General features: G+C 41.5%; 25 protein-coding genes. 12 read left to right on the forward strand and 13 right to left on the reverse strand.

Annotated features, from left to right (window positions below):
- Window positions 1–97: 97 nt before the first annotated feature.
- From AB4140_RS17520 to AB4140_RS17530, 3 genes are all read right to left on the reverse strand, one after another.
- Window positions 98–754, reverse strand: a complete 657-nt coding sequence (locus AB4140_RS17520; RefSeq protein ID WP_372001974.1) for a hypothetical protein — start codon at window positions 752–754, stop codon at window positions 98–100.
- Window positions 755–1,126: 372 nt separating this feature from the next.
- Window positions 1,127–1,312: a DUF3012 domain-containing protein gene (locus AB4140_RS17525; protein WP_102476524.1), complete on the reverse strand. Its 186-nt coding sequence runs from the start codon at window positions 1,310–1,312 to the stop codon at window positions 1,127–1,129.
- A 34-nt stretch (window positions 1,313–1,346) separates the two neighbouring features.
- Window positions 1,347–1,700 (reverse strand): STAS/SEC14 domain-containing protein, encoded by a 354-nt coding sequence (locus AB4140_RS17530; RefSeq protein WP_102437635.1) that lies wholly within the window; start codon window positions 1,698–1,700, stop codon window positions 1,347–1,349.
- A 172-nt stretch (window positions 1,701–1,872) separates the two neighbouring features.
- Between AB4140_RS17530 and arfB the strand changes: the two genes are divergently transcribed.
- The 3 genes from arfB to AB4140_RS17545 all read left to right on the forward strand — a co-directional run bounded on the left by arfB (window position 1,873) and on the right by AB4140_RS17545 (window position 3,292).
- Window positions 1,873–2,289 (forward strand): alternative ribosome rescue aminoacyl-tRNA hydrolase ArfB, encoded by a 417-nt coding sequence (arfB, locus tag AB4140_RS17535; protein ID WP_076538839.1) that lies wholly within the window; start codon window positions 1,873–1,875, stop codon window positions 2,287–2,289.
- Window positions 2,290–2,418: 129 nt separating this feature from the next.
- Window positions 2,419–2,862, forward strand: a complete 444-nt coding sequence (aroQ, locus tag AB4140_RS17540; RefSeq protein ID WP_076538836.1) for a type II 3-dehydroquinate dehydratase — start codon at window positions 2,419–2,421, stop codon at window positions 2,860–2,862.
- 37 nt (window positions 2,863–2,899) lie between these two features.
- Window positions 2,900–3,292 carry a DUF3859 domain-containing protein gene (locus tag AB4140_RS17545; protein ID WP_102437633.1) on the forward strand — a complete coding sequence of 131 codons (393 nt, stop codon included), beginning with the start codon at window positions 2,900–2,902 and terminating at the stop codon, window positions 3,290–3,292.
- A 1-nt stretch (window position 3,293) separates the two neighbouring features.
- On the opposite strand, the gene AB4140_RS17550 is transcribed toward AB4140_RS17545, so the two are convergent.
- On the reverse strand, window positions 3,294–5,252 hold the full coding sequence (locus AB4140_RS17550; protein ID WP_372001977.1) for a diguanylate cyclase: 1,959 nt from the start codon (window positions 5,250–5,252) through the stop codon (window positions 3,294–3,296).
- A gap of 430 nt (window positions 5,253–5,682) precedes the next feature.
- Between AB4140_RS17550 and AB4140_RS17555 the strand changes: the two genes are divergently transcribed.
- A complete protein-coding gene (locus tag AB4140_RS17555) occupies window positions 5,683–6,690 on the forward strand; it encodes a class I SAM-dependent rRNA methyltransferase (RefSeq protein WP_372001979.1) in 1,008 nt (335 codons plus the stop codon).
- A gap of 74 nt (window positions 6,691–6,764) precedes the next feature.
- Here AB4140_RS17555 and AB4140_RS17560 read toward each other — a convergent pair whose 3' ends face one another.
- Window positions 6,765–7,973, reverse strand: a complete 1,209-nt coding sequence (locus tag AB4140_RS17560) for a tetratricopeptide repeat protein (RefSeq protein WP_372001981.1) — start codon at window positions 7,971–7,973, stop codon at window positions 6,765–6,767.
- Between the two features lie 462 nt (window positions 7,974–8,435).
- Between AB4140_RS17560 and AB4140_RS17565 the strand changes: the two genes are divergently transcribed.
- A complete protein-coding gene (locus tag AB4140_RS17565) occupies window positions 8,436–8,645 on the forward strand; it encodes a molybdopterin-binding protein (protein ID WP_076538818.1) in 210 nt (69 codons plus the stop codon).
- Between the two features lie 567 nt (window positions 8,646–9,212).
- Window positions 9,213–10,436: a sodium/glutamate symporter gene (gltS, locus tag AB4140_RS17570; RefSeq protein ID WP_076538815.1), complete on the forward strand. Its 1,224-nt coding sequence runs from the start codon at window positions 9,213–9,215 to the stop codon at window positions 10,434–10,436.
- 114 nt (window positions 10,437–10,550) lie between these two features.
- Here gltS and AB4140_RS17575 read toward each other — a convergent pair whose 3' ends face one another.
- Window positions 10,551–10,817, reverse strand: a complete 267-nt coding sequence (locus AB4140_RS17575; RefSeq protein ID WP_102437627.1) for a YecH family protein — start codon at window positions 10,815–10,817, stop codon at window positions 10,551–10,553.
- A 186-nt stretch (window positions 10,818–11,003) separates the two neighbouring features.
- On the opposite strand from AB4140_RS17575, the gene AB4140_RS17580 reads away from it, so the two are divergent.
- Window positions 11,004–11,330, forward strand: coding sequence for a DUF2956 domain-containing protein (locus AB4140_RS17580; RefSeq protein WP_102437626.1), 327 nt, complete (start codon window positions 11,004–11,006; stop codon window positions 11,328–11,330).
- A gap of 106 nt (window positions 11,331–11,436) precedes the next feature.
- On the opposite strand, the gene AB4140_RS17585 is transcribed toward AB4140_RS17580, so the two are convergent.
- The 6 genes from AB4140_RS17585 to AB4140_RS17610 all read right to left on the reverse strand — a co-directional run bounded on the left by AB4140_RS17585 (window position 11,437) and on the right by AB4140_RS17610 (window position 19,373).
- On the reverse strand, window positions 11,437–12,699 hold the full coding sequence (locus tag AB4140_RS17585; RefSeq protein ID WP_102437624.1) for a hybrid-cluster NAD(P)-dependent oxidoreductase: 1,263 nt from the start codon (window positions 12,697–12,699) through the stop codon (window positions 11,437–11,439).
- Window positions 12,700–12,801: 102 nt separating this feature from the next.
- Window positions 12,802–14,463 (reverse strand): hydroxylamine reductase, encoded by a 1,662-nt coding sequence (gene hcp, locus AB4140_RS17590; protein ID WP_372001984.1) that lies wholly within the window; start codon window positions 14,461–14,463, stop codon window positions 12,802–12,804.
- A gap of 299 nt (window positions 14,464–14,762) precedes the next feature.
- Window positions 14,763–16,436, reverse strand: coding sequence for an FG-GAP repeat domain-containing protein (locus AB4140_RS17595; RefSeq protein ID WP_372001986.1), 1,674 nt, complete (start codon window positions 16,434–16,436; stop codon window positions 14,763–14,765).
- Window positions 16,437–16,593: 157 nt separating this feature from the next.
- Window positions 16,594–17,373, reverse strand: a complete 780-nt coding sequence (locus tag AB4140_RS17600) for an EcsC family protein (protein ID WP_102437619.1) — start codon at window positions 17,371–17,373, stop codon at window positions 16,594–16,596.
- Between the two features lie 51 nt (window positions 17,374–17,424).
- A complete protein-coding gene (locus tag AB4140_RS17605; RefSeq protein ID WP_102437617.1) occupies window positions 17,425–17,919 on the reverse strand; it encodes a peptidylprolyl isomerase in 495 nt (164 codons plus the stop codon).
- A 101-nt stretch (window positions 17,920–18,020) separates the two neighbouring features.
- A complete protein-coding gene (locus tag AB4140_RS17610; RefSeq protein ID WP_372001988.1) occupies window positions 18,021–19,373 on the reverse strand; it encodes a M20 family metallopeptidase in 1,353 nt (450 codons plus the stop codon).
- 168 nt (window positions 19,374–19,541) lie between these two features.
- Between AB4140_RS17610 and AB4140_RS17615 the strand changes: the two genes are divergently transcribed.
- The 3 genes from AB4140_RS17615 (at window position 19,542) to AB4140_RS17625 (ending at window position 22,619) form a co-directional block, all read left to right on the forward strand.
- Window positions 19,542–19,991 (forward strand): cold-shock protein, encoded by a 450-nt coding sequence (locus AB4140_RS17615; RefSeq protein ID WP_241900980.1) that lies wholly within the window; start codon window positions 19,542–19,544, stop codon window positions 19,989–19,991.
- 2 nt (window positions 19,992–19,993) lie between these two features.
- Window positions 19,994–20,524, forward strand: coding sequence for a GNAT family N-acetyltransferase (locus AB4140_RS17620; protein ID WP_102530689.1), 531 nt, complete (start codon window positions 19,994–19,996; stop codon window positions 20,522–20,524).
- Between the two features lie 268 nt (window positions 20,525–20,792).
- On the forward strand, window positions 20,793–22,619 hold the full coding sequence (locus AB4140_RS17625) for a mechanosensitive ion channel family protein (RefSeq protein WP_372001990.1): 1,827 nt from the start codon (window positions 20,793–20,795) through the stop codon (window positions 22,617–22,619).
- Between the two features lie 84 nt (window positions 22,620–22,703).
- Here the strand turns inward: AB4140_RS17625 and AB4140_RS17630 are convergent, their stop codons facing one another.
- Complete coding sequence (locus AB4140_RS17630; RefSeq protein WP_102437611.1) at window positions 22,704–22,964, reverse strand: DUF5062 family protein; 261 nt, start codon at window positions 22,962–22,964, stop codon at window positions 22,704–22,706.
- Between the two features lie 223 nt (window positions 22,965–23,187).
- Between AB4140_RS17630 and AB4140_RS17635 the strand changes: the two genes are divergently transcribed.
- Both AB4140_RS17635 and AB4140_RS17640 read left to right on the forward strand, forming a co-directional pair.
- Window positions 23,188–24,234: a phosphotransferase gene (locus AB4140_RS17635; RefSeq protein WP_102530688.1), complete on the forward strand. Its 1,047-nt coding sequence runs from the start codon at window positions 23,188–23,190 to the stop codon at window positions 24,232–24,234.
- A 303-nt stretch (window positions 24,235–24,537) separates the two neighbouring features.
- On the forward strand, window positions 24,538–26,622 hold the full coding sequence (locus AB4140_RS17640; protein WP_372001992.1) for a diguanylate cyclase: 2,085 nt from the start codon (window positions 24,538–24,540) through the stop codon (window positions 26,620–26,622).
- Window positions 26,623–26,889 lie beyond the last annotated feature (267 nt).

Consider the following 26,889-nt stretch of genomic DNA (forward strand, 5'->3'; position numbering starts at 1 on the left):
AAAAGCCACAACACATTGTTGTGGCTTTTTTATTTGTTCGCTGATTTAAAATCTTATTTACTGTCGTATTTTAAAACTCGTATTTAAAAATTAGCATTTAAAACTCCGGAACATGAGCTTTGCCACTATAGTCGACCTCTAACTCAACCACGCTAAATCGTACATCTTCAGCTAACTGTTTATACCAAGCATACAAATCGGCATCAGCAGAATGGGGGGCAAGTCGATAGGTTTCTTTAGCTATGTTATCTATAGAAAAGTCGCTTTCAAGCCACTGTGGAGTGACCTTTGAGATAATAACAAAAGAGCCCTTCGCAACGCCGTAGTCATTCATTTGCATATTAAACAGTGACTGACCGGTTTTGATAACGACATTATCCGTAATAAATTTTTCATTATTGATTGCCACAGAATACTGAGATGGCTCACCTGCTGCAGAAGTTTCAGTTGTAGATAAAGCGTTGATCTTATCCTGTTTTTTAGTGTCAACGTTGGCCGTCAGGGGTTCTACCAGGCTGACTGTATCGACAGTATTTAACGTCGCGGGGTTTGCCTCATTTTCCTTACTGGTACTCTTGTTGCTAGCCTTGCTAATGTCTGAGTTAATGTCTGAATGGATGTCTGAATGGATGTCTGAATGGATGTCTGAGTTAGCTGCTGAATTAGCTGCTGAGTTAATTTCCACTTCTTGAGGCTTATCAGCACTGCAACCACAAAGTGCGACCAATGACGCTAGCATAATTATTTTTTTCATCACTTCCCTTAACGAAATAGATTATCAAATCATATTTTACCCTGCCCCAGCAAAAGTAACAAACAAGCAACATCTGACAGTTATATTCTATGAAACCCTAATACTCAGATATCAAGTCGATAAATGGTTCATGAGGGTAACGATAAGAAACCAGAGGGAAAATCAAAGAGGGACAACCAAATAGCCAAAGTATTATGTAAATGCCTTTTTAGCAGCGCTATTTTAGGAGTAAAGGGCATACTTATGGTTACCTGCAGGCAATTAAAAGTAGCGAAAAATAGAAAATTAATAAAACTAGATAGCACAGCAAGTGTATTTAAAAATTATCTACCTGCTAACGCTATCTATCGCTATAACGACTTAAGTCTCAACTTAAAAAACGCAATGCTTGGCATAATCGGCAGCTTCATTAGCAGTCCAATCACCGCTAGGTTTTTCTTTCATTTGCTTACACCACGCCTCACTGCCTACTTCTGGTGAACAGGCACTTAGACCGATAATTAATAAACCTGCGCTTAATACTGCCGCTATTTTTGAAGATGATTGAGTTAATGACATACTTTCTAATTCCCTGAATGGTTAATCAAATAAATTATTGTTGTAGCCAGGCTATGGCTTGCTGTTTTTGCTCTAATGGAAACCAAGCCACCTCACCTTGCATGAAAGGACCCAGTAAATTAACCGCATTGCCTACCCAGTCAGGGCCACCGACAAACACTAATGCATCAAAATGGGGTAATTGCACTTTATCGCCCCCAGACAAGGAGCTGACATCCCAACCTTCAAGTAACACGTCCGCCTCTATGTATAAGAAAACCTTACCAGTTTGCTCGCGATAGTCTGTGATTAAAGGTTGTAGTTGAGTGCGATAGTCTTGGGTAGATAAACGCCCACTAACGAATAAGCTAATAACGCCTTTAGCGATATCGGGGATTTGGCACAACATAAAGCAACTCCAAACGGTCAATGTGGCCTAGTTTCTAGATAATTATTGATAGTAACAAATCTTATCCGCAGTACTAAACAAAAGTTTGTTAAACTCAAGTGGTAACAAACAATAAACTCGAATCAGCCCCCTTAAATAGACCCAAGTAAATGGTAAAAAGTAGAATCATATAATGATCAAGATAACCAACAGCGTCAGCATCGAAGATAATGAAATTGAATGGCAATTTATCCGTTCAAGCGGCGCTGGTGGGCAGCACATTAATAAAGTTTCCACTGCAGCGCAGATTATTTTTGACATACGTCAGTCATCGCTACCTGAGTTTTATCAGCAAAAGCTATTAGCCAAAGCCGATCATCGCATTACTAAGAGCGGTAAAGTGATCATAAAATGCCAACAAAGCCGCAGCCAAGATTTTAATCGTCAGCTGGCATTAGAGCAGTTTATTGAGCTAGTAAAAAGTGTCGGTATAGTGCAAAAAAAACGTATTGCCACCAAAGCGACTAAAGGCAGTCAACGCCGCAGAGTCGATGCCAAAAAGCAACGCGGCGCTACGAAAGCGCTACGAAAAAACAAATCTGATTATTAAGCTGCAATCGTTTTCAAACTCGCCTTAATACAGCCATGAAAATTTATCCACTTATGGCAATAATTACATGATAAATTAACCTTATTCGGTATTATCAATACTCATCAGTAGCAATTTTAAGGAAAGTGCATGACGCCCAAAGCCAAGATTTTACTAGTTAATGGCCCTAATTTAAATTTATTAGGCCGTCGTGAGCCAGGCCTTTATGGCAGCGATAACTTAGACACCATTGTGGCAAAGTGTCAGTCTCAAGCCCATGGTGCCGAATTAGACTTTGATCATATCCAGTCTAATGCCGAACATGCACTTATCAATGCGATTCATGCCACTGATGCCAAGTTTATTGTGATCAATCCTGCCGCCTTTACCCACACCAGTGTCGCCCTGCGCGATGCACTGCTTGGGGTGAATATTCCGTTTATTGAAGTCCATATTTCAAATGTTCATGCTCGCGAGCCTTTTAGACATCATTCTTATTTATCAGATAAAGCGGTCGGGGTAATTTGCGGCTTAGGCATTCAGGGCTATGAGTTTGCAATGCAAGCCGCTATTAGCCAGCTGAGCAAGGATTAAAGAAAGGACTAGCGTTAGCTATAGAGATCTACAAGATATGAGTAAATTAAAAGCAGATGTCAGTATTATTCAAGCGGGGATTTTCAGTCAATGGGATTCTGATAGTGATGAACTGCCAAGATTTTTAAAAGCCACCGTACATGTGCCTGCTGAAATAGACATTGAATTTGGCTTTGTCACCCGTATTCGCAAAGCCAAAAATCAAGTGTTAGGTTACTGTATTTATCACCCCGATATTCCCGATGCAGAAGGCAATATTCAAGCGCCTTTCGATGGTGAAGTGTACATCAAAGAAAACGATTGGAAGTTTTACCTTGGAGACTGTATTTGGGCGCCAATTGACAACAAAGTCGGCAACTGGCGCATGACCCTAGAGCTAAACGGCAAAGTTATCGCCGATAAAACCTTTAAAGTGCATTTGCCTGAATAAGTTATTTTTCCGCAATAACCGCGCAATTGCGTCCAGCTTGTTTAGCTTGGTATAACGCGGTATCGGCAAGTTTGAGGATTGAATCCCACTCTTCGACTAGCCTTTTGGCTGTTGTCGGTCGACTTGCGCCAATCGATACTGTCACCACTAAATCAGCAGCAGGAGTTATAACGGCTTCAGTGCTAATAGCCTGATTAAAACGGCTTAACACTTCATCCAGAGAGGTGGGGTCGGCTTCGTCAACTTGCAATAATATAATAAACTCTTCACCGCCCCATCGTACTAATACATCCCCTTTACGAATGCTGTTCGATAAACGCTTGGCCACTTCTGTGAGCACGATATCCCCAGTATCATGACCATAAGTATCGTTGACATTTTTAAATTTATCGCAGTCAATCATCAACATACAATAATAAGCATTCGGAAATGCGGTTAGCTCATGATGAATAAAGTGCTCGATATAGCGGCGGTTGTGTAGTCCTGTGAGTTGATCGTTATTTGAAGCTTTATACAAACTTTTATTTGATGTTCGCAGGCTATCGATGTTCTTTTCACTTAAAAAGTAACGTCTAATTAATAACACTAAGCCAATAGCTAAAATAGCCAAAGCTAACAACCATATTCTTTCTTGTAGCTCTTTTTTATCAAGAGTGGCGGCCTTCAGTTCATTTTCTGCGGTTAATAAGGCAATTTTTTCATCTTGAAGCTGGCCTTCATACAAGGCTTTTAAGGCAAATAACTGTTCTTCACGCTGATTGAAAAGCAGCTTTTGGGTGCCTTCATAATAAGTGGTTAATTGCTCAATGGCCTCAGGGTATCGCTGCTGTGCTTGATAGACTCGCGCCAATAATTCATAGGACTTTAATAGTGAGTCTTGGTTATCAATGGCCTTAAGCCCTGCCATGGCATTGTTGGCATAATCACCAGCAGTGGCGCTATCACCCTTAAATAAACTGACCTCGCCGAGACCCATTAAGCATTCGTTATAAGGTAATTGATCATGCACTTGCTTCGCGAGCTCAACACATTCCATTGCCACTGGCTCAGCCTCAGCAAAGAGTTGCTGACTAATTAATAAGTGGGTCTGGGTCATTAAGGCGTTGACAATAAGCTGGTTATTATTGGACTCCCGTGCCACGGCAATGCTTTTTTCACTGTATTGGGTCGCCGCTTCTATATCATTAATTTCTAGCATATTGTTACTAGCATTACTGTATAGGATCACTAAGTACTCAAAGCTGACATTATCACTTTTAAGATATAACTCAGTGGCTTTTTTATTGTATTCAATCGCGCTAGGCCAATCTTCAACCATAGAATAAAGCACTGATATATTTGAATATAACTTAAATACAAAATCGCTATTATTGGTGGTTTCAGCCAGTTTAATCGCTCTTTGATAATCCTCAATCGCCAATTCATACGCTAAACTTCGCGAGTGAATTATGCCGCGAACATTAAGTGCACGAGCCAGTAAGCGGTTATAATGCAGTTGTTCAGCTAAGCTGATCGCTTGCTCTATCAGTCGCAGCGCTTTTTTACCTTCACTTTTTCTCGCCGCCAAGGTGCCTTTAATGGTTAGGCCTTCGGCCACAATCCAGTCTTGGCCGCTATCTAGGCCAAATTGATATAAGGTTTTAGTGGTTTTTTCTGCCGCCTCAACATCAGACAGTACAAATTGAACGTTATAAAGGATCAGATAATAAATGGTTTTAAAATAGTCATTACCATCGATAACACCTTGGGATTTTAGTTGCTCTAAAGCCGTTAAGGTGCCTTCAGGGTCTTTATCAGCCCCAAGATATAACGCCGTTAATTGCGGCCCGTGTTCACTGCTGGCGATCTCATCTAATAGATCAAATGCGGCAGGCTTTTCTGCACTAGCAGATGTCGCAAAAATACCGCAAAAAAAAAGCAATAATACGGGTAATAGTGAATGGCGCAGCAGGTGATTCAAGTGAACCTCGTCGTTTACAACTAACTAAATCGAAAAATTAATCAAATAGCGAATACTTGGAATAACTAAAGCAGAGAACCGCTACGGCATACTCTTGAGTTGACGGAGCATAAATGGTCTTACAACCCCAACTTAGAGTCATCTGCTATTTCGCTCGACAATTACAATATAAAAAACTATTTCGATTATTTTCAGATATTTACAGGATGTAAAAAGGTAACAGATTTCGTTAAAGAGTGTGGATATTTTCGATGAAAAATATGGCTAAGGCTACAATTTGTTACTTTTAAAAATAAATATGAGAGCTTGATTTCAGTGCTTGTTACAGAGGGCATATAAATCCTCCTTCAGAAGCGGTAACACATACCGACAAGTAACTCGAAGCTTGATATAATCCCTTTTTGCCTTTTTAATGCTAACGAGCACAATTATGTCATTGCAGTCTTCTCTTACTCACGCCATTAATCAACGCGCTGAATTTTTTAAACAAGCAGCGCTTCAACAAACCGATTGTTTTCGGGTATTTCATGGCACAGTTGAAGGCGAAAATGGGCTTAATATTGACCGTTATGGTAATGCATGGCTCATTCAAACATTCCATCAGACCTTAACTGAGCAACAGCTTGCGCAAATAACTGAAGTCCTTAACGCACATATTGAGTTACCTATTATCTACAATGACCGTGCTAAACGTAATTCACGCATTGAAAATAATCTTGCTGATGACTTCAATGACTTTGCCTGTTCAGAGCAAGTTATCCAAGAAAATGGCATCAAGTTCACCTCAAAATTACGCCATGAAGGCCAAGACCCGTTATTGTTTCTCGATATGCGTATCGGTAGAGAATATGTCAGAGCCAATAGCCAAGGCAAAACCGTACTAAACCTATTTTCATACACTTGCGGTATTGGCACTGCAGCAGCCATAGGCGGTGCAACTCGGGCAGTTAATGTGGATTTCTCATCATTTGCTTTGGCTGCGGGTAAAAAGAATGCTGAGCTCAATGAGGTGGCTGATACTTGTGAGTTCATTCAAAGCGATGCCTTTCCTGCGCTGCGTCAATTAGCTGGTCTTAAGGTTGGTGGGCGCCGCGGGCAAAAATTACCTAAGTACCCTAAGTTAGCTGCGACTCAATTTGATTTGGTATTTTTAGATCCGCCACGTTTTGCAAAAAGCCCATTTGGCACCGTTGACCTGATTAATGATTACCAAGGCTTATTTAAGCCTGCCATGCTAACAACAAAAAGTGGTGGCACCATAGTGTGCTGTAACAATGTCGCCAAAGTGGAACGACAAGCCTGGCTCAACAGCTTAGTGCGCTGTGTTGAAAAACAAGGCCGCAGTGTCAGCTCAATTGAATGGTTGCATTGCCATGAAGACTTCCCTTCTTTTGATGACAACCATCCCCTTAAGATTGTCGCACTAACTATTGATTAATTAATTCATAATGATAAAAAAGCCAGCTGACCTCTATGATGCAAGCTGGCTTTTTCTTTTTAAATCGTAATAACCTACTGCTCAGCAAGCCCTTTTCTAGCAACTGAGTTTAACCAATTGAGTTTGGCTAAATATTTCTGCTGGTTTTCCCCTAGGAATGTTAACGTCAACGCCTCTTTCAAGCTCTGCTTAGCTGCATAGGGTTTTCCCTGTGCATTGAGCGCCTTGGCTAACTCATAATAGGCCTGATGGAAATAAGGGCTATTTTTGATGAATTTTCTAAAGAATATCTCTGCTGCTCGGTAATCTTTTAACGCTAACGCTTCTATTCCCATGCTATACCAGCCATAAGGGCTTTCATTTTCCAGATCCAATAATTGCTGACTAATACTCTGCGCTTCATCTATTCGACCTTGAGAATTCAGAACAAAGCTGTAATTACTTAATAGACTTAGTGAGTTAGGCTTAAATTGCAAACCATACTGATAATAGGCTTCGGCAATATCATAGGCTTCAATACGGCGGTGTACTACTGCCATCATATTAATCAAGGGTACATAATCCGGTGCTAATGACAGGCCTTTTTGCATTAACGCAAAAGCTAATTCAAGCTTATCATCCAATAAGGCATCAGCAGCTAAATTACGGTAAAACATGGCTAAAAATTGACTGTCTGATACCACGCCACCATTGCGGTCGTTACGATCAGGAAAGTAATCAATCACAGAGAACTCTCCGCCATATAGATATAAATTTGATTTTGAATCACTGCTATCAACCTCATAAAGAAAGGTACGGACATGATCCGATGACACCATCAAATCCTTGGTGATGACGGTCACAAGGGGCGCACTATGCACTACTTGAAAAACAGCTTTAACATTTAAGAATTTTGCGACGCCATAGGTCAACATAGCTAGAGACATACAATTACCAGATTTATTTAACCACGCATCACTGGCATTAAAGTTTGAACCTTCATAGTTAAAATTAACCACTTTTTGACCAATAAATTGACTCACTTTTTTTCTATTGGGTAAAGCAGCAATTTCTTCATCGGCAATAAACGCCAATAACTCCCGCTCTTGTATCGGTGTTAGTTGAGTCAAACTCTCAATGGATGGCACAGTATATTTACTGGCTTGAAGTTGGAGTAAACTACTCGCAGCAGGCATTTTCACATCAACTGATAAGTTTTTTTGGGACATTGAACTGCACGCAGATAAGCTCAATAGACTGATGACAACGATACTAAATCGGTATATCTCTTGTTTGATAAACATCCTGTAAACCCTTCTCCTTAAGCATATCTTCACTCAACTTAATCACTCAGCACATGTAGCGACTCACATGTGTAAAAATTAAGCTAACATGATTTTGATATGAGACAAATACATTCATTAGCCCAATCCTGATAAAGGAAGCCTATACTTGATGACGTCTAGTACTTACCACCTTAAGTGTAAACACTTGATTAATTGAGCATTTCACCTTAAGCCCCATAATTATTTACCCTTAATAACGCTCATCGTTTAACCCATTAAGTTTTACTATTTCTTCGCGCTTATCCCTCGCAAAAGTTAACCTCTGAACAAGCAAAATTGAATTTATCAATTAAACTTAGGCCCATGGTTCATTTTTACGCACAGTGGAACGAGCCATACATTTCGCTTTAAAAATTATAAATACCTTATTTTTATAATTAATATCAGCATATTGACTCATTAATAGGAAATTTAAATATTATGAAAATCAGCGCTCGTAATTCACTGGTTGGTAAAATCACCTCAATCGAAGAGGGTTCTGTAAACAATGAGGTGGTCATTGAACTTGCACCTGGAGTTGAGATCACATCAGTAGTCACTAAAAAATCTTGTCAGCAACTTGGCTTAACCGTGGGTGGCAATGCTTACGCGATTATTAAAGCCAGTAATGTTATGGTTGCTGTTGATTAATACCCTTTAGCATTTGGCTGTTACAGGTTTATTTAAAGTACATAAAAGTACCTATTCGCCCGCTTTAGCCAGCGCTATATGAGCGAAATGAACTTCCTTTTATTTCGCTCATATATCTATAAACATCAGCATCGGCAAACCACTCCAATGAGCAATTTTTCAGTTTTAGAATAAATAGCACACACCATAAAACATACTATGTAATCTGCTTTGATTGAGTCTAGCGGCAATTATTTATCTTAAACAGAGCCAGATACAGTCACTAAAGTGACTTTTTATTCCTCAAAACTCAGATTCTCCACCTGCAAATTCACAACATAAGCAGTGCAATTAAGCTAACAAAACCACCTTTACAATTAACATCAAGGGTTTAGCTTTTAATAACTTGTTAAATCAGCTCAACAAATGAACGACACTTGGCCTTTTAAGGCAATCCCCATGATATTTACCGCTAAGTTCCTCTATAATCAATATAACTAATAAATTAAAGCAAAATATTTATGCATATCTAATTGTGATATCTAATCACATTGTGTAACTCATTCAGTGCAAAACAAAAGGAGTTCCATGAATACTGTTTATTCTATTGGAGAGCTTGAATCTTTCCTCGTGGCAATTTTGGTACTATTCATTGGCCATACAATTAATCGACACGTACCTTCTTTCAGAAAATATAATATCCCAGAACCCATCGTGGGTGGACTTATCGTTGCAGGCGTAATCACCATATTACACTTCAACAAAATCAGTTTAGAATTTACTCTTTCAATGCAAAATACCTTGATGCTGATGTTTTTCAGTACCGTGGGGTTAGCGGCAAGTTATAAGCTATTAATGAAAGGCGGTACTAAGGTCATTGTCTTTTTAGGCATTGCATCTTTATATATCATTATTCAAAATGCGGTGGGCGTTAGCTTAGCCAGCGCTTTAGGGCTAGAGCCGATAATGGGCTTAATCGCTGGTTCAATTACCTTATCAGGTGGTCACGGCACGGGTGCTGCTTGGGCGCAAACCTTCCAAGACAACTATGGTATTAATACTTTAGAGTTTGCCATGGCAGCGGCCACCTTTGGTCTAGTCATGGGCGGTATTATTGGTGGTCCAGTTGCCCAGCGCCTTATCAATAAACATAATCTTGTTTCTTCATATGGTGTGGGTGGTAATCATCACGTAGATCATCCTGACTTAGTAACCTATGACCAATTAGAAATTGATCGCGTTACCGGTAAGAAAATTTTAGAAGTGCTATTCATTCTGCTGCTATGTGTGGCAGGGGCTAAGTGGTTCGGCAAATTTGTTAGCTCCATGGATATTGCATGGTTAAAAATGCCTGACTTTGTTTATGCCTTATTCTTTGGCGTGGTCATCACCAACGCCACTGAGTTGAGTCGCGGCTACAAAATCAACAGTGAATGTGTTGATATTTTAGGTACTGTGTCCTTGTCACTGTTTTTAGCAATGGCATTGATGAACCTAAAGCTGTGGGAAATATTTGATTTAGCGGTACCGCTATTAATCATCTTAGTGTCTCAAGCGGCTATTTTAGCGGTGTTTGCCTACTTTGTTACCTTTAGATTAATGGGCTCAAACTATGACGCTGCAGTGATGGCTGGTGGTCATTGTGGTTTTGGTATGGGCGCAACCCCAACTGCGGTAATGAACATGGGCGCATTAGTTTCACGTACAGGTCCGTCGCCACAAGCCTTTATGGTAGTGCCTATTGTAGGGGCATTCTTTATTGATATTGTGAATGCCATTATCTTGCAAGGCTATTTAAGCTTTATGGGCTAGCGCTTAATACGCGAGTTTAACCGCTCGCTTTAGGGCTTAGTTAAAGCTAAACACAGATACAAAAATGCCAGTCAGTGACTGGCATTTTTGTCTTAAAGAAAACCGAATCCGCGACTAAGCCGTTGCCTCTTGGGTTTCTTTACCTGCACAGTGACCACATTGATTAATCACAAAACCAGCTTCAGTTTCAGTTAAACGACCGTTGCTAATAAACAGTTCAACTAACTGTGCGGCGCTCATATCACTGGCACGACAAGTATGAAACTCTGCATTTTCACCAAATTCTGCTGCCATCAACGCCAGCCATTGTTGTTGTGGCTGCGGGGTATTTTGATCTTTCATCAATTTGATAACGTTACGACCATGAATTGATTTTGACATTAGAATTCCTCAACAGTTAAAAAGCTATTTTACGACACAATCACTATTCCACTATTGCGTTAGCTCATGGTTTAACAAAAATTAACCTACTGAATTATCATCTAGACGCTGATTGGCTATAGTGAGCCGCCCACGAGGCTGTTAAAGTAGTAACTAAGCAGCAATCTAATCAAGAAGTAGAGCAACATGGCAAAAAGTATCTCTCAAGAAACCCAAGCTGAAGCAATGAAAATGGCTAAGGCTACTCAAAAACCTTCACAAACCAAAGAACAGACCAAACTCATCGCTCAAGGTATTGAGAAAGGTATAGCTGAATATAAGAAGTTGCAGAAAGCCAAAGCTCGTGGGGCTGATAAACAGCGGAAACAGAATCTTAAAGCTAAAAACCAGCTCAACCATGATGTAGTTGAACAGCAGCAGCCGCCACAGTCTCAGAAGTCATATTTACCCTGGGTGTTGCTTATCGCCAGTTGGGTCGGATTTATTGCATCTCATGTCCTGCAAGCAAACTGATCATTCTTAGCTAAGGGGATAAGGCGCCCCATTTATTATTTTTGCCACAAAGCAAAACAGTCAGCATAGCTGACTGTTCTTAAATTAAATCTTGCTGCAAATTAGCTTACATTTTTAAGCTGACATCTGAAGTGATTTTAGTCGAGCACGCTAATACATACCCTGCGGCAATTTCTTCAGCTGTTAATGTCATGGTACTGCTAGATTCAGTAGTCCCTGAGGTCACCTGGCACTTACAGGCGCCGCACACACCACTTCGGCACGCTGCGATTATCGGTAGCCCTTCAGACTCTATGCCATCAAGTAAGGTTTGCTCAGCCGATAATGCAACTTTTTTATCCTTGATTGAAAGCATGAAGTTGCTAGTTGTAGCCGCTGTATTTGTGCTGCTTGGGGGTGATTTAACCGCGCCAGTAAAGCTTTCTTGATGGAAGTTTTTCATCTCGAAACCACTGGTTTCAATCAAGGATTTAACTGACACCATGTAAGGCTCTGGGCCACACACAAAAATGGTGCGAGTCATAAAATCAGGCACTAATGCTTGCAGCTTTTCAATATCGATACGGCCTAACATACGGCTGTCGTTGCCAGTATGATTAACGCCTTCAACAAGCTCATCTGCATTTTCAAGCAGGTAACTTAATTGAAATTGAGCACTGCGATAAGCCATCGCACCTAAGCTATCAGCAAAGATAATATCTTCATCTGTTCGAGCGCTGTGCACAAAGGCAATATCACTGCCTACTTTGGTATCGAGCAGCCAACGTGACATTGAATACATTGGGGTAATGCCACTGCCAGCACTTAAAAATAAATACTTTTCAGCCGCTATATCCACTAAGTTAAAGGCGCCATCTGGGCCGACTAAGGTGATGATATCGCCTTGATTAACCTTATCAGCTAAAAAGTTTGACACTTTGCCACCAGCAATGCGCTTCACCGTGACCACAATTGAATAAGGTCTAGATGGAGACGATGACATGGTATAACTGCGATAAACTATTTCGCCTTCAATCTCTAATTTGAAGGTAATAAATTGCCCCGGTTTGTAGTTAAACTTAACAGGGGTTAAACCTTGAAAACGAAAGCTCACTACATCATGGGTTTCATGCCATTTTTCAGTACAGCGCAATTGCACTTCACCACGTTGCCACTCATCAGCATTTAATAATAACTGATTTGCATTGATGGATTTTTTTGCTTCAGCAGTAGTTGTAACCTCAGCCGTTTTCTTTGCTGTGGCAGCCAATGCACCCGATATTGAAAAACTCGGCGCAGCGCTGACCTTAGCAACTGACTTTTTGTTGTCATCTTTTGTTGATTGGGCGGCTGATAACGCTGCTGAAAATGAAAATCCTGATGAACTCATATTGCACCTGTATGGGAAACCATGTGTTAGAAGTAGAAAGTAAAAAACAGACAATAAAAAGGTGATATAAGCGCTAAGCCTATATCACCCAATAACCACTATTTAAGCCGCATTAATCATCGCTTTAAGATCTGACTCAACATCAGTGGTGTTACGTAAACCAAATTGGTCTTCTAACACTTTTGCTAAGTTTTCAGTCAAAAACGCTGGCGGAGTTGGGCCTGTACGAATGTTTTTAACGCCCAGTGATAATAGTGTCAGTAACACCACAATCGCTTTTTGCTCAAACCAAGACAGTACCAAGCTTAAAGGCAGTTCATTGATATCACAGTCAAAAATATCTTTTAATGCTAAGGCTAACTGTATAGCAGAGTAAGCATCGTTACATTGACCCACATCTAATAAACGTGGAATACCATTAATATCGCCAAACTCAAGTTTGTTGAACTTGTACTTACCACACCCTAAGGTCAGGATAATGGTGTCATCAGGCACTGATTTAGCTAAGTCAGTAAAGTAGCTACGTTCAGATTTATCGCCGTCACAACCACCGATTAAGAAAAAGTGCTTAATAGACCCATTTTTCACGTTCTCAACTACTGTTGGTGCCGCTTCCATTAAGGCATTACGTGCAAAACCAATCGTAATAGTATGTGGGATTTCATCGTAGCTAAAACCTTCAAGCTCAAGGGCTTTGTCAATCACAGCGCTAAAGTCTTCACCTTCGATGTGAGCAACACCAGGCCAGCCAACAATGCTACGGGTGAATATACGATCTGAATAATCGCCCACATTAGGGTCAATAATACAGTTTGAGGTCATCACAACAGCGCCAGGGAAAGTGCCAAATTCACGCTGTTGGTTCTGCCATGCGCTGCCGTAGTTACCCACTAAGTGTGGGAACTTTTTAAATGCAGGATAAGCTAATGCCGGTAACATTTCGCCGTGGGTATAGACGTTAATGCCCTTACCTTGAGTTTGCTCTAAGATAAGTTCTAAATCTTTCATGTCATGACCTGACACTAAAATCGCCTTACCTTTAAATGATTTGGTGTTTACTTCAGTTGGCTCAGGGTGGCCAAATGCCGTCGTTTCACCCGCATCTAACATCGCCATTACGCGATAGTTTAATTGACCGATTTCCATTGCGGTAGCAAATAGCTTGTCGCCATCAACTGAGTCTTCGCCAAGGAATGACATGATTTGGTGAAATTCACCGGCCACATCGGCATCAGTTTGCTCAAGTACACGTGCATGCTCCATGTAAGCTGCTGCGCCTTTAAGGCCATATAAGCAAAGTAAACGTAAGCCCATGATGTCTTCATTAACATCGTCACCACGGTTTGGCAGTGCAACTGGAGCTTGTAGTAGCATTTCAGGCTGAGAAGCCGCTAAGTTAAATTCAGCTTGAGCTATCACTTCTTCAGCAGCAACGCCTTTTTCAGCGCAGGCTTGTTCGTATGCCGCTTTTAACTTGTTACGGTAAGTTTGAGCTTGATGTGCGTAATCAGCTAAACGTCCATCATCAAAGTTCACATTAGTTAATGTGGCAAAAAATGCCTTAGGAACAAAGGTATCAATCTCGGCATCGATGATATCGAACTGACGCGCCTTAACCGCATAAGCAGAAACGCCCTGCAACATGTAGATTAATAAATCTTGTAGATCTGACGTAGATGCTAACTTACCGCACATACCTTGAGAATAACTACAACCGTTGCCTGCTGGGGTTCTAACTGTTTGTTCGCATTGAATACAAAACATCACTTTGCTCCTGAATTTAATCATGCATAATATTTACATGTTTAGATGCAGTGTACTTAGATCAGCAAAAATCTAAACTAATTTTTACAATATTTAATCGATTTTATGATCTAGATCAGTTTCAGCATTCACTAATATTTAGCCCTATTCACATCGGTTTTATCAATAAAGGCATCATTTAATTAGTCATTTTGTAGTTCATTTAATCGCCAAAACCAAATTGAAAGCACAAAAAAACCAGCAAGTGATTGCTGGTTCTTTTCGTGTGTGTTTTGAGGCGTTATAAGCCTTAAAACTGATTACTGCGCCAATAGTACTGAGAAGCTTCGCTGCAGATTGTCAGGATCTTGTTTGCCAAATTTAACTAATAAATCATCTTTACCATCGGCATTGATATCGGTTGCCGACAGCATCGAACCTTCAACTGGAATGATCATATCCCATTGCTGAGATCGTTTACTAAAAGGCGCGCTACCTGCCTGACCCAAATAAATATCTAAGGTTTCATTATCATCAGACAACAATAACTCTTTATAACCATCGCCATTGATATCCGCTAAGGCCACGACAGGCTCACCACTTTGGCCAGAACTTAGGCTGAAGTTTAATTCAACTTCTTTACTGGCATTGGCCTTTTCACCAAATTTATTCGCACTATTCATTTTAAACACATGAACATCTTGATCAATACTGCCAGACAGCAAGGCGCTGACGATCTGCGAAATACTAATATCAAAACCTGACACAATCACCTCATCGACATTGTCATTATCAATATCATCAAAACGTAGCCCTGTTAAGGTACCTTCAGCTTTAATAATCGTCTCAGGTTCGCGGCCAAAAGCCACCACGCCATCGTTATTACGTCCTAAGTAAATTTCATAGTCATTGGTACGATCAAACACCCCAGAGCTTTTGGTATATCTGACCACCAAGTCAGTAATCTCATCGCCATTCACATCACCAATACGCTCAACTTTACGGTACAGTAAATCACTTTGATCTAACGACTTCCCATAGGCATCACGCTTATTCCACCAATCAATACCACTGATGGGTTGACTCACCGAAATATATTCTGCGATCGCGGCGAACTGCCCTTGATCGTTTTGGTAATACACTTCGAGCGAGCCCTCACCGACTTTGACAATATCATCGCGACCATCAAAGTTCATATCACTGTGATAAAGCGTAGCGCGGCTATATTCAGCGCCATTATTGGTCAGCTCAACTTGAGGCAGTAACGGCAGTGATTGTCGGATGAATTGAGTATTACCAGCACCGAGCAATACATGCATTTCTCTAAAGTCACTTATCAGTACATCAGCAATATCATCATTATTAATATCACTGACAAAATCACCACGAGAGATAAAATCAGCATGGCCTGTAACAGCTAATGAATTAATATCAGCAACGGCAACTAACTCACCAGAAAGCGGTTTTGCTGCAGTATCTGTTTGTTGGCTGGTAATTTGTTTAGGTGAAAGTGAAGCTGAAGGATCTTGCACTAGCATGTCATCAGCGGAGATCGCATCTGCTGGGAGCATACTCACATCTAGCTTGTTAATAGCGCTATTAGCCGTAACTGGGGCATAACCTAGTAATTGCTCTGCAGTGACGAAATACAGCTGTTGCAGCGCAAGCATGCTATCAGTATTAGAGTTGATTTCATTAATATCAAAGCTATAAATATCTTTGTTTAATAATACTTTATCTAGCATCACTAATTGCTTATCGACAATGCCGTATACAGCAAACCAGCGCTGATGTTCATCATCAACACCCAGTGCTAGTAACTCATTGCCCTCATTATCGAGTAAGTTAACGCTTAATACTGGATGAGTCAGTTCAAATTCGGTATCAACTGTAAAAGTGGTGAATTTTAGCTCTGTATCTGCAGCAAAAGCTGGATGGATAAAAGGTAAAATACAACAGCTTGCTACCAATAGCGCGCGGGTTAATTTATTCATCCTGAAAACATATCCTTAAACATTATCTTTAACTTATATAGTTAAGATAACCTTGATTGAATAAAGTTCATACAATGAAATTGTTACCACTTACGTATCGAGAACGATTCAAGCTGTAAAAGGAATAGGAATTGACTAACAACTTATCTTGCCAAGATCAAAGTGTCTGATAGGTTAGCTTTACTAGTTCTTCACCGTACTTACGCTCAAGTTTACGCACGATAAAGTGACCTCTTGCCATGTCTTGAAAATGATCGATAAATAAGGTGTTAATGATCGCCCCACCCGCAGCGCCTATGGCAGGTACAGCTTGAGCGGCCACCTTTTGAGTCACCTGCACGCCAAAGCGCTCAGCCACCACGGTCACTAATTTAACCATCATTGGCGCAGCTTCTTTACTAAAGCCTTTAGTGGCAACGTATTCAGCGGCTTCAGCAATTGAATTGGCTAACACGGTGCGCACCGCAAAGTAGCCTTTTTCAGCTTGATCGTCATCATTTGACTCACCCCCTAGGGCAAAGACTTCTATGCAGGCCATTTTAGTGGCCACTTCATCGAGTTGTTCACCCTCACTGCGAGCAATATCGGCAATGGATCGCAACATGATGGTGGTTGAAATCGGTAGCTCTAATGCCAATGCGCTTAAGCCGAAAAAGCCCCCCACACCACCACTCACTGCAACTCCGAGTTTGTGCCAACGATCAGAAGATTGCTCATGGGGGATGTTTTTCATGGTAAATAGCGCCGCATCCGAGGCTTTCATCAACGCCATTTCTGTGACTTTGCCAATACCATTACTGACACTTTTAGGCAGTAGCGCAAAACCTTGCTCAATGGGCGAGCCAATAAAATCTGTGATTTTGGCTGCTAAGCCGGGGTTTTCAAGTAACTGCTTAGCCTGCACTAATTGGGCATTATCTTCTACAGATAGACTCATGGCTTTCCCTTCTTTCACAGCCGCACGATTAACAACAGCGCTAGTAGCTCACTAGATAATGGTGACTTTCTCAATCACTATCGCCGTTTTAGGCACATCGTCATGACCTGCTACCGTGGCCGTTTTAGCTTTTTCAATTTCTTTGACCACTTCAATACCGGCAACCACTCTGCCAAAAACCGCATAACCCCAACCGCTGTTGGTGGTCGCTGTGTGGTCTAAAAAGCTATTATCAGCAGTATTAATAAAAAACTGCCCGGTGGCCGAATGCGGCGCATCGGTTCTTGCCATTGCTATGGTGCCAAGTGTGTTACTCAAGCCACGATTAGCTTCATTAACGATAGGATCGCGAGTGGGCTTTTCTTTCATCTTGGCAGTAAAACCACCCCCTTGGATCATAAAGCCTTTTATCACCCGATGAAAAATAGTGTAATCATAAAAGCCATCCTGACAGTACTGTAAAAAATTCTTCGAACTAACAGGGGCTTTTTCCATATCCAGTTCAATATGGATATCGCCAACATTGGTGGTAAAAATAACGGTCATGGGATCTCAATTTAACAACGAAAAGTTAAGCTCAATTATAGCGTTTATCCTATGCTTCAGGCTATAAATAAGCGTCATGCTTTAAGTCAGATAAAGTAAGCTTATTTGCTACTATTAAACAAATCCATTGCCGCGCGTGTCATTGCCCGCACGCCGGTGCTGATAGTTAACGGATAATCTGGGGCAAACTTACTCGAATGCAATGATGGCAAGCTGTCGCCGCTATCAATACTGGCTTGATACACGCTTGGCTCAACAGCCCCTAACCAAAATAAAGTGATCGGAATATTTTGCTCAGTTCGGCCATATAAGCCAAAATCTTCTCCGGCCATAACCTGTGGCGCTAGCACCACATTATCTTTTCCTAGTTCAGCTTCAATGCTGGCCTTAACTTGGGCAGCCAATGCTGGGTCATTATAAGTCGAAGGTATTTTTTCATCTTCATGCACATACACTTCAGGCATCAGTTCATCAGGTAAACCCGCACTAATCGCAATGCCCTTAGTGATACGTTTTATGGCAGCGATTTGCTGCTCACGTACTTCAGGGTTATATGATCGCAGAGTTAATTGCAGCTTCACTTCATTGGAAATAATATTATGTTTTGAGCCGCCATGAATTGAACCTACTGTGACCACGTTTGGCTCAAGGGGTGACACTTCACGGCTTGGAATGATTTGCAATGCTAATACTGTGCGCGCCGCCAGAACCACAGGATCGATAGTTAAATGGGGGTAAGCACCATGGCCACCTTTGCCTTTAATGCTGATATCCACCGAATCCACATTGGCCAATGCATAACCACTAATAGAGCCGACTTTACCAGCAGGAATAGATGCACTGACATGCAAACCTAACACCTTATCAGGAGTGGGAAACTCGCTAAATAAACCTTGCTTGAGCATGGCTTTTGCGCCGCCGCCCATTTCTTCTGCAGGCTGGGCTACCATCATCAAAGTGCCTTGCCAAGCTGACTTGTGCAACATCAATTGCTCGGCTGCGCCAATCATGCTGGTCATATGAATATCATGGCCACAGCCATGCATAATGCCCACAGTATTGTTATGTGCATCTTGGGTTGTCACTGTCGATGCATAAGCTTTGCCCGTTTGTTCAATAATAGGTAAAGCATCAATATCGGCGCGGATCATCACCGTAGGCCCGTCGCCATTTTTGAATATGCCCACCACGCCGTAGCCGCCATAATTATCAGTGACTTCAAAACCTAATTGCCGTAACTCTTTTGCCATTCTGGCACTGGTATTTTTCTCTTGATAGGACAGTTCAGGGTGTTGATGAAGGTGAGTATAAAGCTGTTCAAGTTGTGGTAATGCTTTGGTCACTGAATCATCAAGATCTACAGCGCGTAACGAGGTGGTGGTTATCGTTGCAGCTAAAGCCAGTGATATCGACAATGCTGTTGGTATGGCTGTTAAGCGTGCTGATAATGTCATGGTGTCTTCCTTGTTGACTGTTCATCTTGACTGAGAATCTTGACTGCTAAAAGTCGTAGTCGCTGATAATTACTATTTATTATATTGAATTAATAACCTAGCATAGCCTTGGTCAATTTTATAATGTGTTGTAAACATTTAGCCGTTCAAAAAGGAAACATACTCGTGATGATGGAAACAGGTCGATTAGTTCGCTGGAATAGCAGTAAAGGCTTCGGTTTTATTGAGCCTGATGAAGGTGGCAAGGACGTGTTTATTCATATTTCAACCCTTAAACATATGGCGAGAAAGCCCATTCAAGGTGATCAAATTGCGTATATCGTAGCGCAGCAAGCTGACGGTAAAATTAAGGCGATCGAAGCGCAAATAGTGGGAGTTGCCACAAAATCAGACAGCCATGCTCACCAAAACTCAACACGAAATAACAGTGGCAAAAAAAGATCGCCGATCAAAATGCAAAAAGCCACCACAGCTTCTGGCACCATGAGCCGGATCATTATTATTCTGATCGTTATCGCCATCGGCCGCTTTGCTTATCAAGCTTACTATGACATCACTAATGCATCTGGAGCAGGTGCATCTGGAGCAGATGCACCAATCCAAGAACCAAGGAAATAAAAGTGACAATAATAATCGAAACTGAACGCCTAATCATTCGTGAATTTAATCTTGGCGATACAAAGGCTGTGCTTGAGTTTAATTCAGAGGAAGTCAACCGCTACACTGGCGATGCAGGCATGTGTAATAACATCGAAGATGCAAAAAACATTATTCAGGACATCTGGTTAGCAGAATACCAGAAATATGGTTTTGCTCGTTGGGCTGTAGAATTAAAAGCAACCAAACAAGTCATAGGCTTTTGTGGGTTTAAATATGATTTACGTATTAATGCAGTAGATATAGGCTATCGCTTACACCCAGATTTTTGGGGTAAGGGCTATGCCACAGAAGCTAACCTTGCCAGTATTGAGTATGCTAAGAAACATATGGATTTAGATATTATTTACGGCGAAGTCGTCAACCTTAATCTTGGCTCAGTCAACATCATTGAAAAGTTAGGTATGACGTTTATCAGACAATATGAAGACGAAGGTTTTACCCTGCTACGATACGCAATCTCGTTAAAAGGTAATCCGCTGCCAGCTGATTAATTGGATTCAAAGCACAAAAAAAGCGCCAACGACTTCTATTAGGGCGCCCTTTATCCATCCAACTCTTTATCGTTAGTTAAGGCTAAAAATACGCTGCCCAGCCGATAACAAAACCTTGGGAAGCTGTATCATATGAAAAGTTATCTTGGTGATAAAGTTGAGACACCCATTTATGTAACTTTTACTTACTTAGAAGTGTGCCGCCCTAGCAGTCTGAGGCTAAAACACATATATTTGAGCTAGATATTGCGCTTTTAGGGATAAAATCATGCTGCAAACAACATGGCGAACGCTTTTTACTGCTTTTGTGTTGTTATCGATGTCGAGCCTAATGCCAACCGCCATGGCTGCGGACGATATCAATTTAAAAAAAGTTGCTGAAGCAGAAAAGCGCAGTGAAGCCATAGCCGAAGCTCAAGGTGGACTCACCCTCGCCCGAGATGGCGAAACTCCTTTATCAGCCCTCATTGAAATCGGTCGAGCGGTACAAGAAAACGACTGGGAAGCTGCCACTGAGTTTATTGATCTGCGTTACCTGCCCAAAGATATTAATCCCGAAGATGGTGCCGATTTACTGCGTAAACTGGCGATATTATGGAATAAACAAAACATCCTCGACCTTTCGCAGATCAGCGATCAACCAGAAGGACACCTTAACGATAAACTGCCAAGCTATCGTGATTTGTTAGGGGTACTAGAAACCAGTAAAGGCCCTGTTCCGGTCTATTTACAGCGTGTTCCTGACGGTAAAAAAGGCAAAATTTGGAAAATTTCTAACGCCACTATAGCCCAAGTTCCTGAGCTATGGGACGAATATGGCTACAGCCCGCAAATCGAAGCACTGGCTAACGTTTTACCGCAATTCACCATGTTCCATATGGAAAACTGGCAACTGCTGATCTTTATTTTGTGTCTTTTCTTTGGTTGGATCGCCACCGGATTAATCAGCATTGCCGCCAAAACCATTGCCGCTAAATTTGAACATAAACTGGCTGGATTAACCCGTTTTTCAGGCAACAGCTTGCGCTGGTTTTTATATCTTTCGAGCTTGCAATATGTGGCGCTGTCATTAGGTTTATCGATTAGGGCACGTGTATGGTTTGATAACAGCACCTTGCTGTATATCGCCAACACCATTCTAATTTTAGGTTTAGTGGAATTGTATTCCGCAATAAAATCCAAGCAATTAAACGATCAAGATAAAAGCTACTCCGTGGCCTTACTCAGGCCTATGGTAGCAATATTAAAAATCGTCATTGTGGTGGTTATTGCCTTAATGTGGTTTGAAAGCTCAGGATACAACATGGCCACCATTTTAACCGGCCTAGGTGTCGGCAGTTTAGCCATTGCCTTGGCGGCGCAAAAACCATTAGAAAATGTCTTCGGCGCATTAACTTTATATGCAGCAAGACCAATAAAACCGGGGGATTTTTGCCGCTTTGGCACCACTATGGGCGTAGTTGAAGAAATTGGCTTACGCTCGACGCGGATCAGAAAACTCGATCGCACCGTAGTGCATATCCCTAACTCGGTATTTTCATCCCAAGAGTTAGAAAACTTCTCTGTTATCGATCGTCGCCGCTATAAGCACGATCTGCGCATTAGCCTTGATACCAGTAAAGAGCAACTGCAAATGCTGTTAATGGAACTGCGAAAATTATTATTGTCACACCCCAGAGTGTTAGAGATTGCTCAGCGGGCACGTTTTCTTGCCATTGAGCGTGATGCGTTTGTCGTCAACGTAAATGCCTATATCGATACCGGTGATATCAATGAATATTTTGGTATTGCTGAGGATTTAAACTTTCACTTACTGAATATTTTAAAGCAGTTAGACATTAAAATTGCCCCTATTGGTCAAAATGTCATGCTACAAAATGCCAGCAGCGCAGACGTCGAGGTACAACAACAAGCGGAGCAAACCATTAAACAATTAATCGAGGAAGATGCCTTACCTTTTCCCAATTACAGCGAAGCTACCCGTGATGAATTTAAAGGCACAGTGCCCTACCCACCTGTGGGCAGTGTCACTAAACCTAAAGATGTGATGAAATCACCAGAAGAAACTGACATTGAAGTAGAACTGAAAGGATAAGTTTTACATTCCAGTCGCCATTAAAAAGCCGAGAACATCTCGGCTTTTTACGTAATCGGAATAACTAAGCAACTCACCCATGGGTTAGTTTTTAAGGGGATGATCTTCAGGAAGTTGGCGACTGATCCACAAAATCAATTTATGCTTACGATTTGGGCCATCATCATTATCTTCAGCTAATGCTTGAATTAGCCCATCTTGCACCAATAAACGGTAAATACATTCCACTTTATCTTTTGGCGATATACCAACACCAAAGTTTTCAAAACCGCGACGTTTTGCATAACCCTCACCAATTTCCATTGCGAGTTTAAGCAATTTAGTATCGTTCTTACCTGGCTTCATATAACCACTCTCGTTTGGGGCTTTACGCTAAAACTACGCTATTGGGGATAAAATTCAATCACTGCTGCGTAAAAACAGCAGCCAATAACTTGTTTTATTCTTAGTTGAGCAATTATCAATCGATTAGCTTATCACTTTAGCTATTAAGTAAAATTCTGGCACAATAGCTAGATTATGGTTTTATGAAGTGGCTACAACATCAAAAAGGGAAAGTAAGGGTTTAATGACGATAGATAAAGCAGTTATTAGCAAGATTACCACGGCATTAAAAGCTCAAAGTATAAGCGAGATTGAGGTAATTCAATCCCTATGGGGCGGTTATGGCGAACTATTTCGCGCTAAGCTTACTGGTAGCCAATATTCATCTGTTATCGTTAAACACATTAAACTGCCACAGCCAGAGTCGCATCCCAAGGGCTGGAATAGCGCCCTATCACATCAACGTAAACTCAAATCTTATCAAGTTGAAGCTAACTGGTATCAGCACTACGCTCAGCTATGTGGCAGTGGCAGTGATAATGATCGTCAAAGCGAAAACAGCGTGCCTCAATGTTTATACATTCAGCGCAGCGAACTAGAAACCTTACTGATCCTTGAAGACTTACATACTTTAGGTTTCGATCAAGTATTAACCCATGCCGATCACACAGCCATTTTGGCCAGCCTTAAATGGCTGGGGCATTTTCACGGCCAATTTATGGCTAATCAATTTACAACTAGCCAGCCATCAACCGTGAATACCACCGACCTATGGCCCACAGGCAGCTACTGGCATTTAGATACTCGCCCCGATGAATTACAGGCACTCAGCGATCAGCCGTTAAAAATGGCAGCCAATACAATCGATCGCGCTTTAAAACAGACGCCATACCAAACAATAATCCACGGCGATGCCAAACTCGCTAACTTTTGTTTTAATACTCACCACGACAAAGCTGCTGCGGTGGACTTTCAATATGTGGGCCAAGGTTGCGGCATGAAAGATGTGATTTTACTGCTAAGCAGTACGCTGACATTTACCGAACCACATAAACTAATCGAGCAATATTTGGATTACTATTTTAGTCAGCTCGCCAGCAGCATTAATCTCCATCAGCCAGATATTAATCCTAAAGAGGTTGAACAAACTTGGCGCCCTTTGTATTGCATAGCATGGGCCGATTTTCAGCGCTTTATTAAAGGCTGGAGCCCAAAGCATGTCAAAATAAACGCTTATACAGAAATGTTAACCGCACAGGCCTTAAGCCAGCTAACGACATCATCAAAGTAGCCAAACCTACTAGTGACTTTTTAAGGACAATATCGACAACGACTATCTAGATAACAACGGTTTTATTAACAAGCATAGCGACAAAAGACATAGCGATAAAAACTAGCCTCGCAAAATCTACAGAATAAAAGCCAAGCAAAATCGCCTGACAAAGATATCCACTCTGTTTGCTTGGCGATCGCTCACAAAAACAACCATTTATTGATATAACTAATGTCTAATGTACTAATTTTGCATATCAAAATCTTGTCGTTTTTTAACTCACGACATTGAAAAATAGCTGATATTCAATGGATTGTAATAATGAGCAAAGATATATTTTTCTTTGGTGACTGGCAGGTTGACCCTAATAGTAACTCCCTTAGACAAGGTAAAAAAACCAAACAACTTGAGCCTAAGGCAATGGATGTTTTATTGCTGTTATGTCAACAGCAAGGCGAGGTACTCAGCAGTGATGACATTGTCAATCAATGCTGGCCAGAAGCCGATATTGGCGATAATCCACTGCATAAAGTCATTAACCAATTACGCCGCGCATTGGGCGATAAAGCCACTGAACCCAGCTATATTGAAACCATTCGCAAGCGCGGCTATCGCACTCTTGCTAAGGTAAATTTCCCCATTGGCCATGAAACCGTGGCCGACAGCCTGACGTGGCAAGCAGGATCACCCTTTCCGGGCTTACAAGCCTATAGCGCCAATTACGCCGAGGTGTTTTTTGGTCGCAGCAAACAAATTGCCACCTTGCTTGAACGCATCAGTGTACAAGTTAAATATGGCCGCGGATTTTGTTTAGTTTTAGGCCCTAGCGGCAGCGGAAAATCATCACTCATTAATGCCGGAATCATGCCCAATTTAATGGCTAATACGGGTTACAACGGGGTAAAGGTTGCCAGCTATAGCCATTTAGATTTTGCCAATGTGGCTAAAACACAATTATTTTCCGAACTGGCCAGTATCATGCTGGACTGGGAAATCAACGATATTCCAGTATTTAGTGGTGACAGCGCCGAAACCCTGTCGCACAAGCTAATAACAGATATGCCCACCATTATTGAGCAATGTCAGCAGGCCATCAAACTCAGCAGCACTAACGAAACTCACTTAGCATTGTTTATTGATCGCTTAGAAGTCTTTCTGTCATCGCCGATCTTTACAGATGATCAACGTTATGCATTTATTGAGGTCTTAGAAAAACTGGCCAACTCTTCTGTGGTATTGATTATCAGTGCTTGTCGTAATGAGTTTTACCCATTACTAGTGACTTATCCCAGTTTAATGGCGGGTAAAGGTAAAGGGGCTCATTTTGATTTAGCGCCGCCTTCGCGTAATGAATTACTGCAAATGATCCGCCTGCCAGCAATTGCAGCCAATTTAAGCTGGAGTGTCGATCCTGAAACAGCCATGCCGCTAGATGAAATACTCTGTACAGAGGCCGCCAGTAATCCTGATGCATTACCTATGTTGCAATACATGTTGCAAGCGCTATACCTGCAACGCAGTAAAGACAATCAATTATTGTTTAGTGTTTACCAACAATTAGGCGGTATCGAAGGCGCAATAGGTAAAAATGCCGATGAAGCCATGGCGCAATTAACTGACTCACAGCAAGCCTGCTTACCCCAAGTATTGTCCCTATTGGTAACACTGCGAGAGGATGAAACCTCCATCACCAGCCGCACCGCAACTTGGTCACAACTGCAAAGCAAAGAACAGCACACATTGACCCAAGCTATGGTCAATAGCCGCTTATTTGTGTCCCACCTGCAAAATGGCCAAGCCTGTTTTAGCATTGCTCACGAAGCATTATTAAGGCGCTGGCCACGGGCAACCGCCTGGATTAACGAACACAATGATAGCCTGCGAATAAAAAGTCGCTTACATCATCTGACTAAACGCTGGCTGGCAGAAAATAAGCATAAAGCCTATTTGCTAGCAGAAGGAAAACCCCTAAAAGAAGCCCAAGCACTTAAACATAATCCACTGTTTGCTCAAGATCTAACACCACACGAGTTGGCATTAATCAGCGCCTCCAATAATCATGAAAAACGTCAGCGCTGGCAAAAAGTCGCCGACGCCATTAAAGCCTCTGTGCCTAATAACGAATGCACCGTGGCCAGATATGGCGGCGAAGAGTTTGCACTGATATTGCCAAATTTAAGCACTGTAGAGGTGGAGCAAATAGCCTTACTCGTTCAACAAAATATCAAGGCCCTAACTTTTATTGATATTGGTTTGGATGAATCAGTCAGCATTAGTGTAAGCCAAGGCTATGCATGTGAAATCAATAGCCAATTTCGAACGGCTAAAGCCTTGTTATGCGCTGCAGACACCGCATTGTATCGCGCCAAAGCCAATGGCAGAAATCGTATTAATGCGTCTTGTTAACCACTTCAATAAGCTAACTAACTGACCCCCCCTAAATAAGTAAAAGGTAAGCAAATGTAAGTAAGCACAAACTCACACCTTAATCTTATCTAGCTTGGGTTAAGGATGTTGCAGCGAGTACAACTAACAATACTCGCTGCCAAGTCACAGGTCTCATAGTACTTAACGTCAATTCGGATACTCTGTTTTACAGTTATAGCTTTATGCTTTCGTACTGATTAATAGTGGCCATTCGCAGGCCAAGCCGCACAGTTCAAAGCATTGGTA

The organism is Shewanella sp. 10N.286.51.B2 (assembly GCF_041469265.1).
Lineage (GTDB): Bacteria > Pseudomonadota > Gammaproteobacteria > Enterobacterales > Shewanellaceae > Shewanella.

Bases quoted from the DNA above. Each gene is read 5' to 3' on its own strand.
- AB4140_RS17520 (WP_372001974.1), bottom strand. From the start codon at position 754: ATGAAAAAAATAATTATGCTAGCGTCATTGGTCGCACTTTGTGGTTGC.
- AB4140_RS17525 (WP_102476524.1), bottom strand. From the start codon at position 1,312: ATGTCATTAACTCAATCATCTTCAAAAATAGCGGCAGTATTAAGCGCA.
- AB4140_RS17530 (WP_102437635.1), bottom strand. From the start codon at position 1,700: ATGTTGTGCCAAATCCCCGATATCGCTAAAGGCGTTATTAGCTTATTC.
- arfB (WP_076538839.1), top strand. From the start codon at position 1,873: ATGATCAAGATAACCAACAGCGTCAGCATCGAAGATAATGAAATTGAA.
- aroQ (WP_076538836.1), top strand. From the start codon at position 2,419: ATGACGCCCAAAGCCAAGATTTTACTAGTTAATGGCCCTAATTTAAAT.
- AB4140_RS17545 (WP_102437633.1), top strand. From the start codon at position 2,900: ATGAGTAAATTAAAAGCAGATGTCAGTATTATTCAAGCGGGGATTTTC.
- AB4140_RS17555 (WP_372001979.1), top strand. From the start codon at position 5,683: ATGTCATTGCAGTCTTCTCTTACTCACGCCATTAATCAACGCGCTGAA.
- AB4140_RS17560 (WP_372001981.1), bottom strand. From the start codon at position 7,973: ATGTTTATCAAACAAGAGATATACCGATTTAGTATCGTTGTCATCAGT.
- AB4140_RS17565 (WP_076538818.1), top strand. From the start codon at position 8,436: ATGAAAATCAGCGCTCGTAATTCACTGGTTGGTAAAATCACCTCAATC.
- gltS (WP_076538815.1), top strand. From the start codon at position 9,213: ATGAATACTGTTTATTCTATTGGAGAGCTTGAATCTTTCCTCGTGGCA.
- AB4140_RS17575 (WP_102437627.1), bottom strand. From the start codon at position 10,817: ATGTCAAAATCAATTCATGGTCGTAACGTTATCAAATTGATGAAAGAT.
- AB4140_RS17580 (WP_102437626.1), top strand. From the start codon at position 11,004: ATGGCAAAAAGTATCTCTCAAGAAACCCAAGCTGAAGCAATGAAAATG.
- AB4140_RS17585 (WP_102437624.1), bottom strand. From the start codon at position 12,699: ATGAGTTCATCAGGATTTTCATTTTCAGCAGCGTTATCAGCCGCCCAA.
- hcp (WP_372001984.1), bottom strand. From the start codon at position 14,463: ATGTTTTGTATTCAATGCGAACAAACAGTTAGAACCCCAGCAGGCAAC.
- AB4140_RS17595 (WP_372001986.1), bottom strand. From the start codon at position 16,436: ATGAATAAATTAACCCGCGCGCTATTGGTAGCAAGCTGTTGTATTTTA.
- AB4140_RS17600 (WP_102437619.1), bottom strand. From the start codon at position 17,373: ATGAGTCTATCTGTAGAAGATAATGCCCAATTAGTGCAGGCTAAGCAG.
- AB4140_RS17605 (WP_102437617.1), bottom strand. From the start codon at position 17,919: ATGACCGTTATTTTTACCACCAATGTTGGCGATATCCATATTGAACTG.
- AB4140_RS17610 (WP_372001988.1), bottom strand. From the start codon at position 19,373: ATGACATTATCAGCACGCTTAACAGCCATACCAACAGCATTGTCGATA.
- AB4140_RS17615 (WP_241900980.1), top strand. From the start codon at position 19,542: ATGATGGAAACAGGTCGATTAGTTCGCTGGAATAGCAGTAAAGGCTTC.
- AB4140_RS17625 (WP_372001990.1), top strand. From the start codon at position 20,793: ATGCTGCAAACAACATGGCGAACGCTTTTTACTGCTTTTGTGTTGTTA.
- AB4140_RS17630 (WP_102437611.1), bottom strand. From the start codon at position 22,964: ATGAAGCCAGGTAAGAACGATACTAAATTGCTTAAACTCGCAATGGAA.
- AB4140_RS17635 (WP_102530688.1), top strand. From the start codon at position 23,188: ATGACGATAGATAAAGCAGTTATTAGCAAGATTACCACGGCATTAAAA.
- AB4140_RS17640 (WP_372001992.1), top strand. From the start codon at position 24,538: ATGAGCAAAGATATATTTTTCTTTGGTGACTGGCAGGTTGACCCTAAT.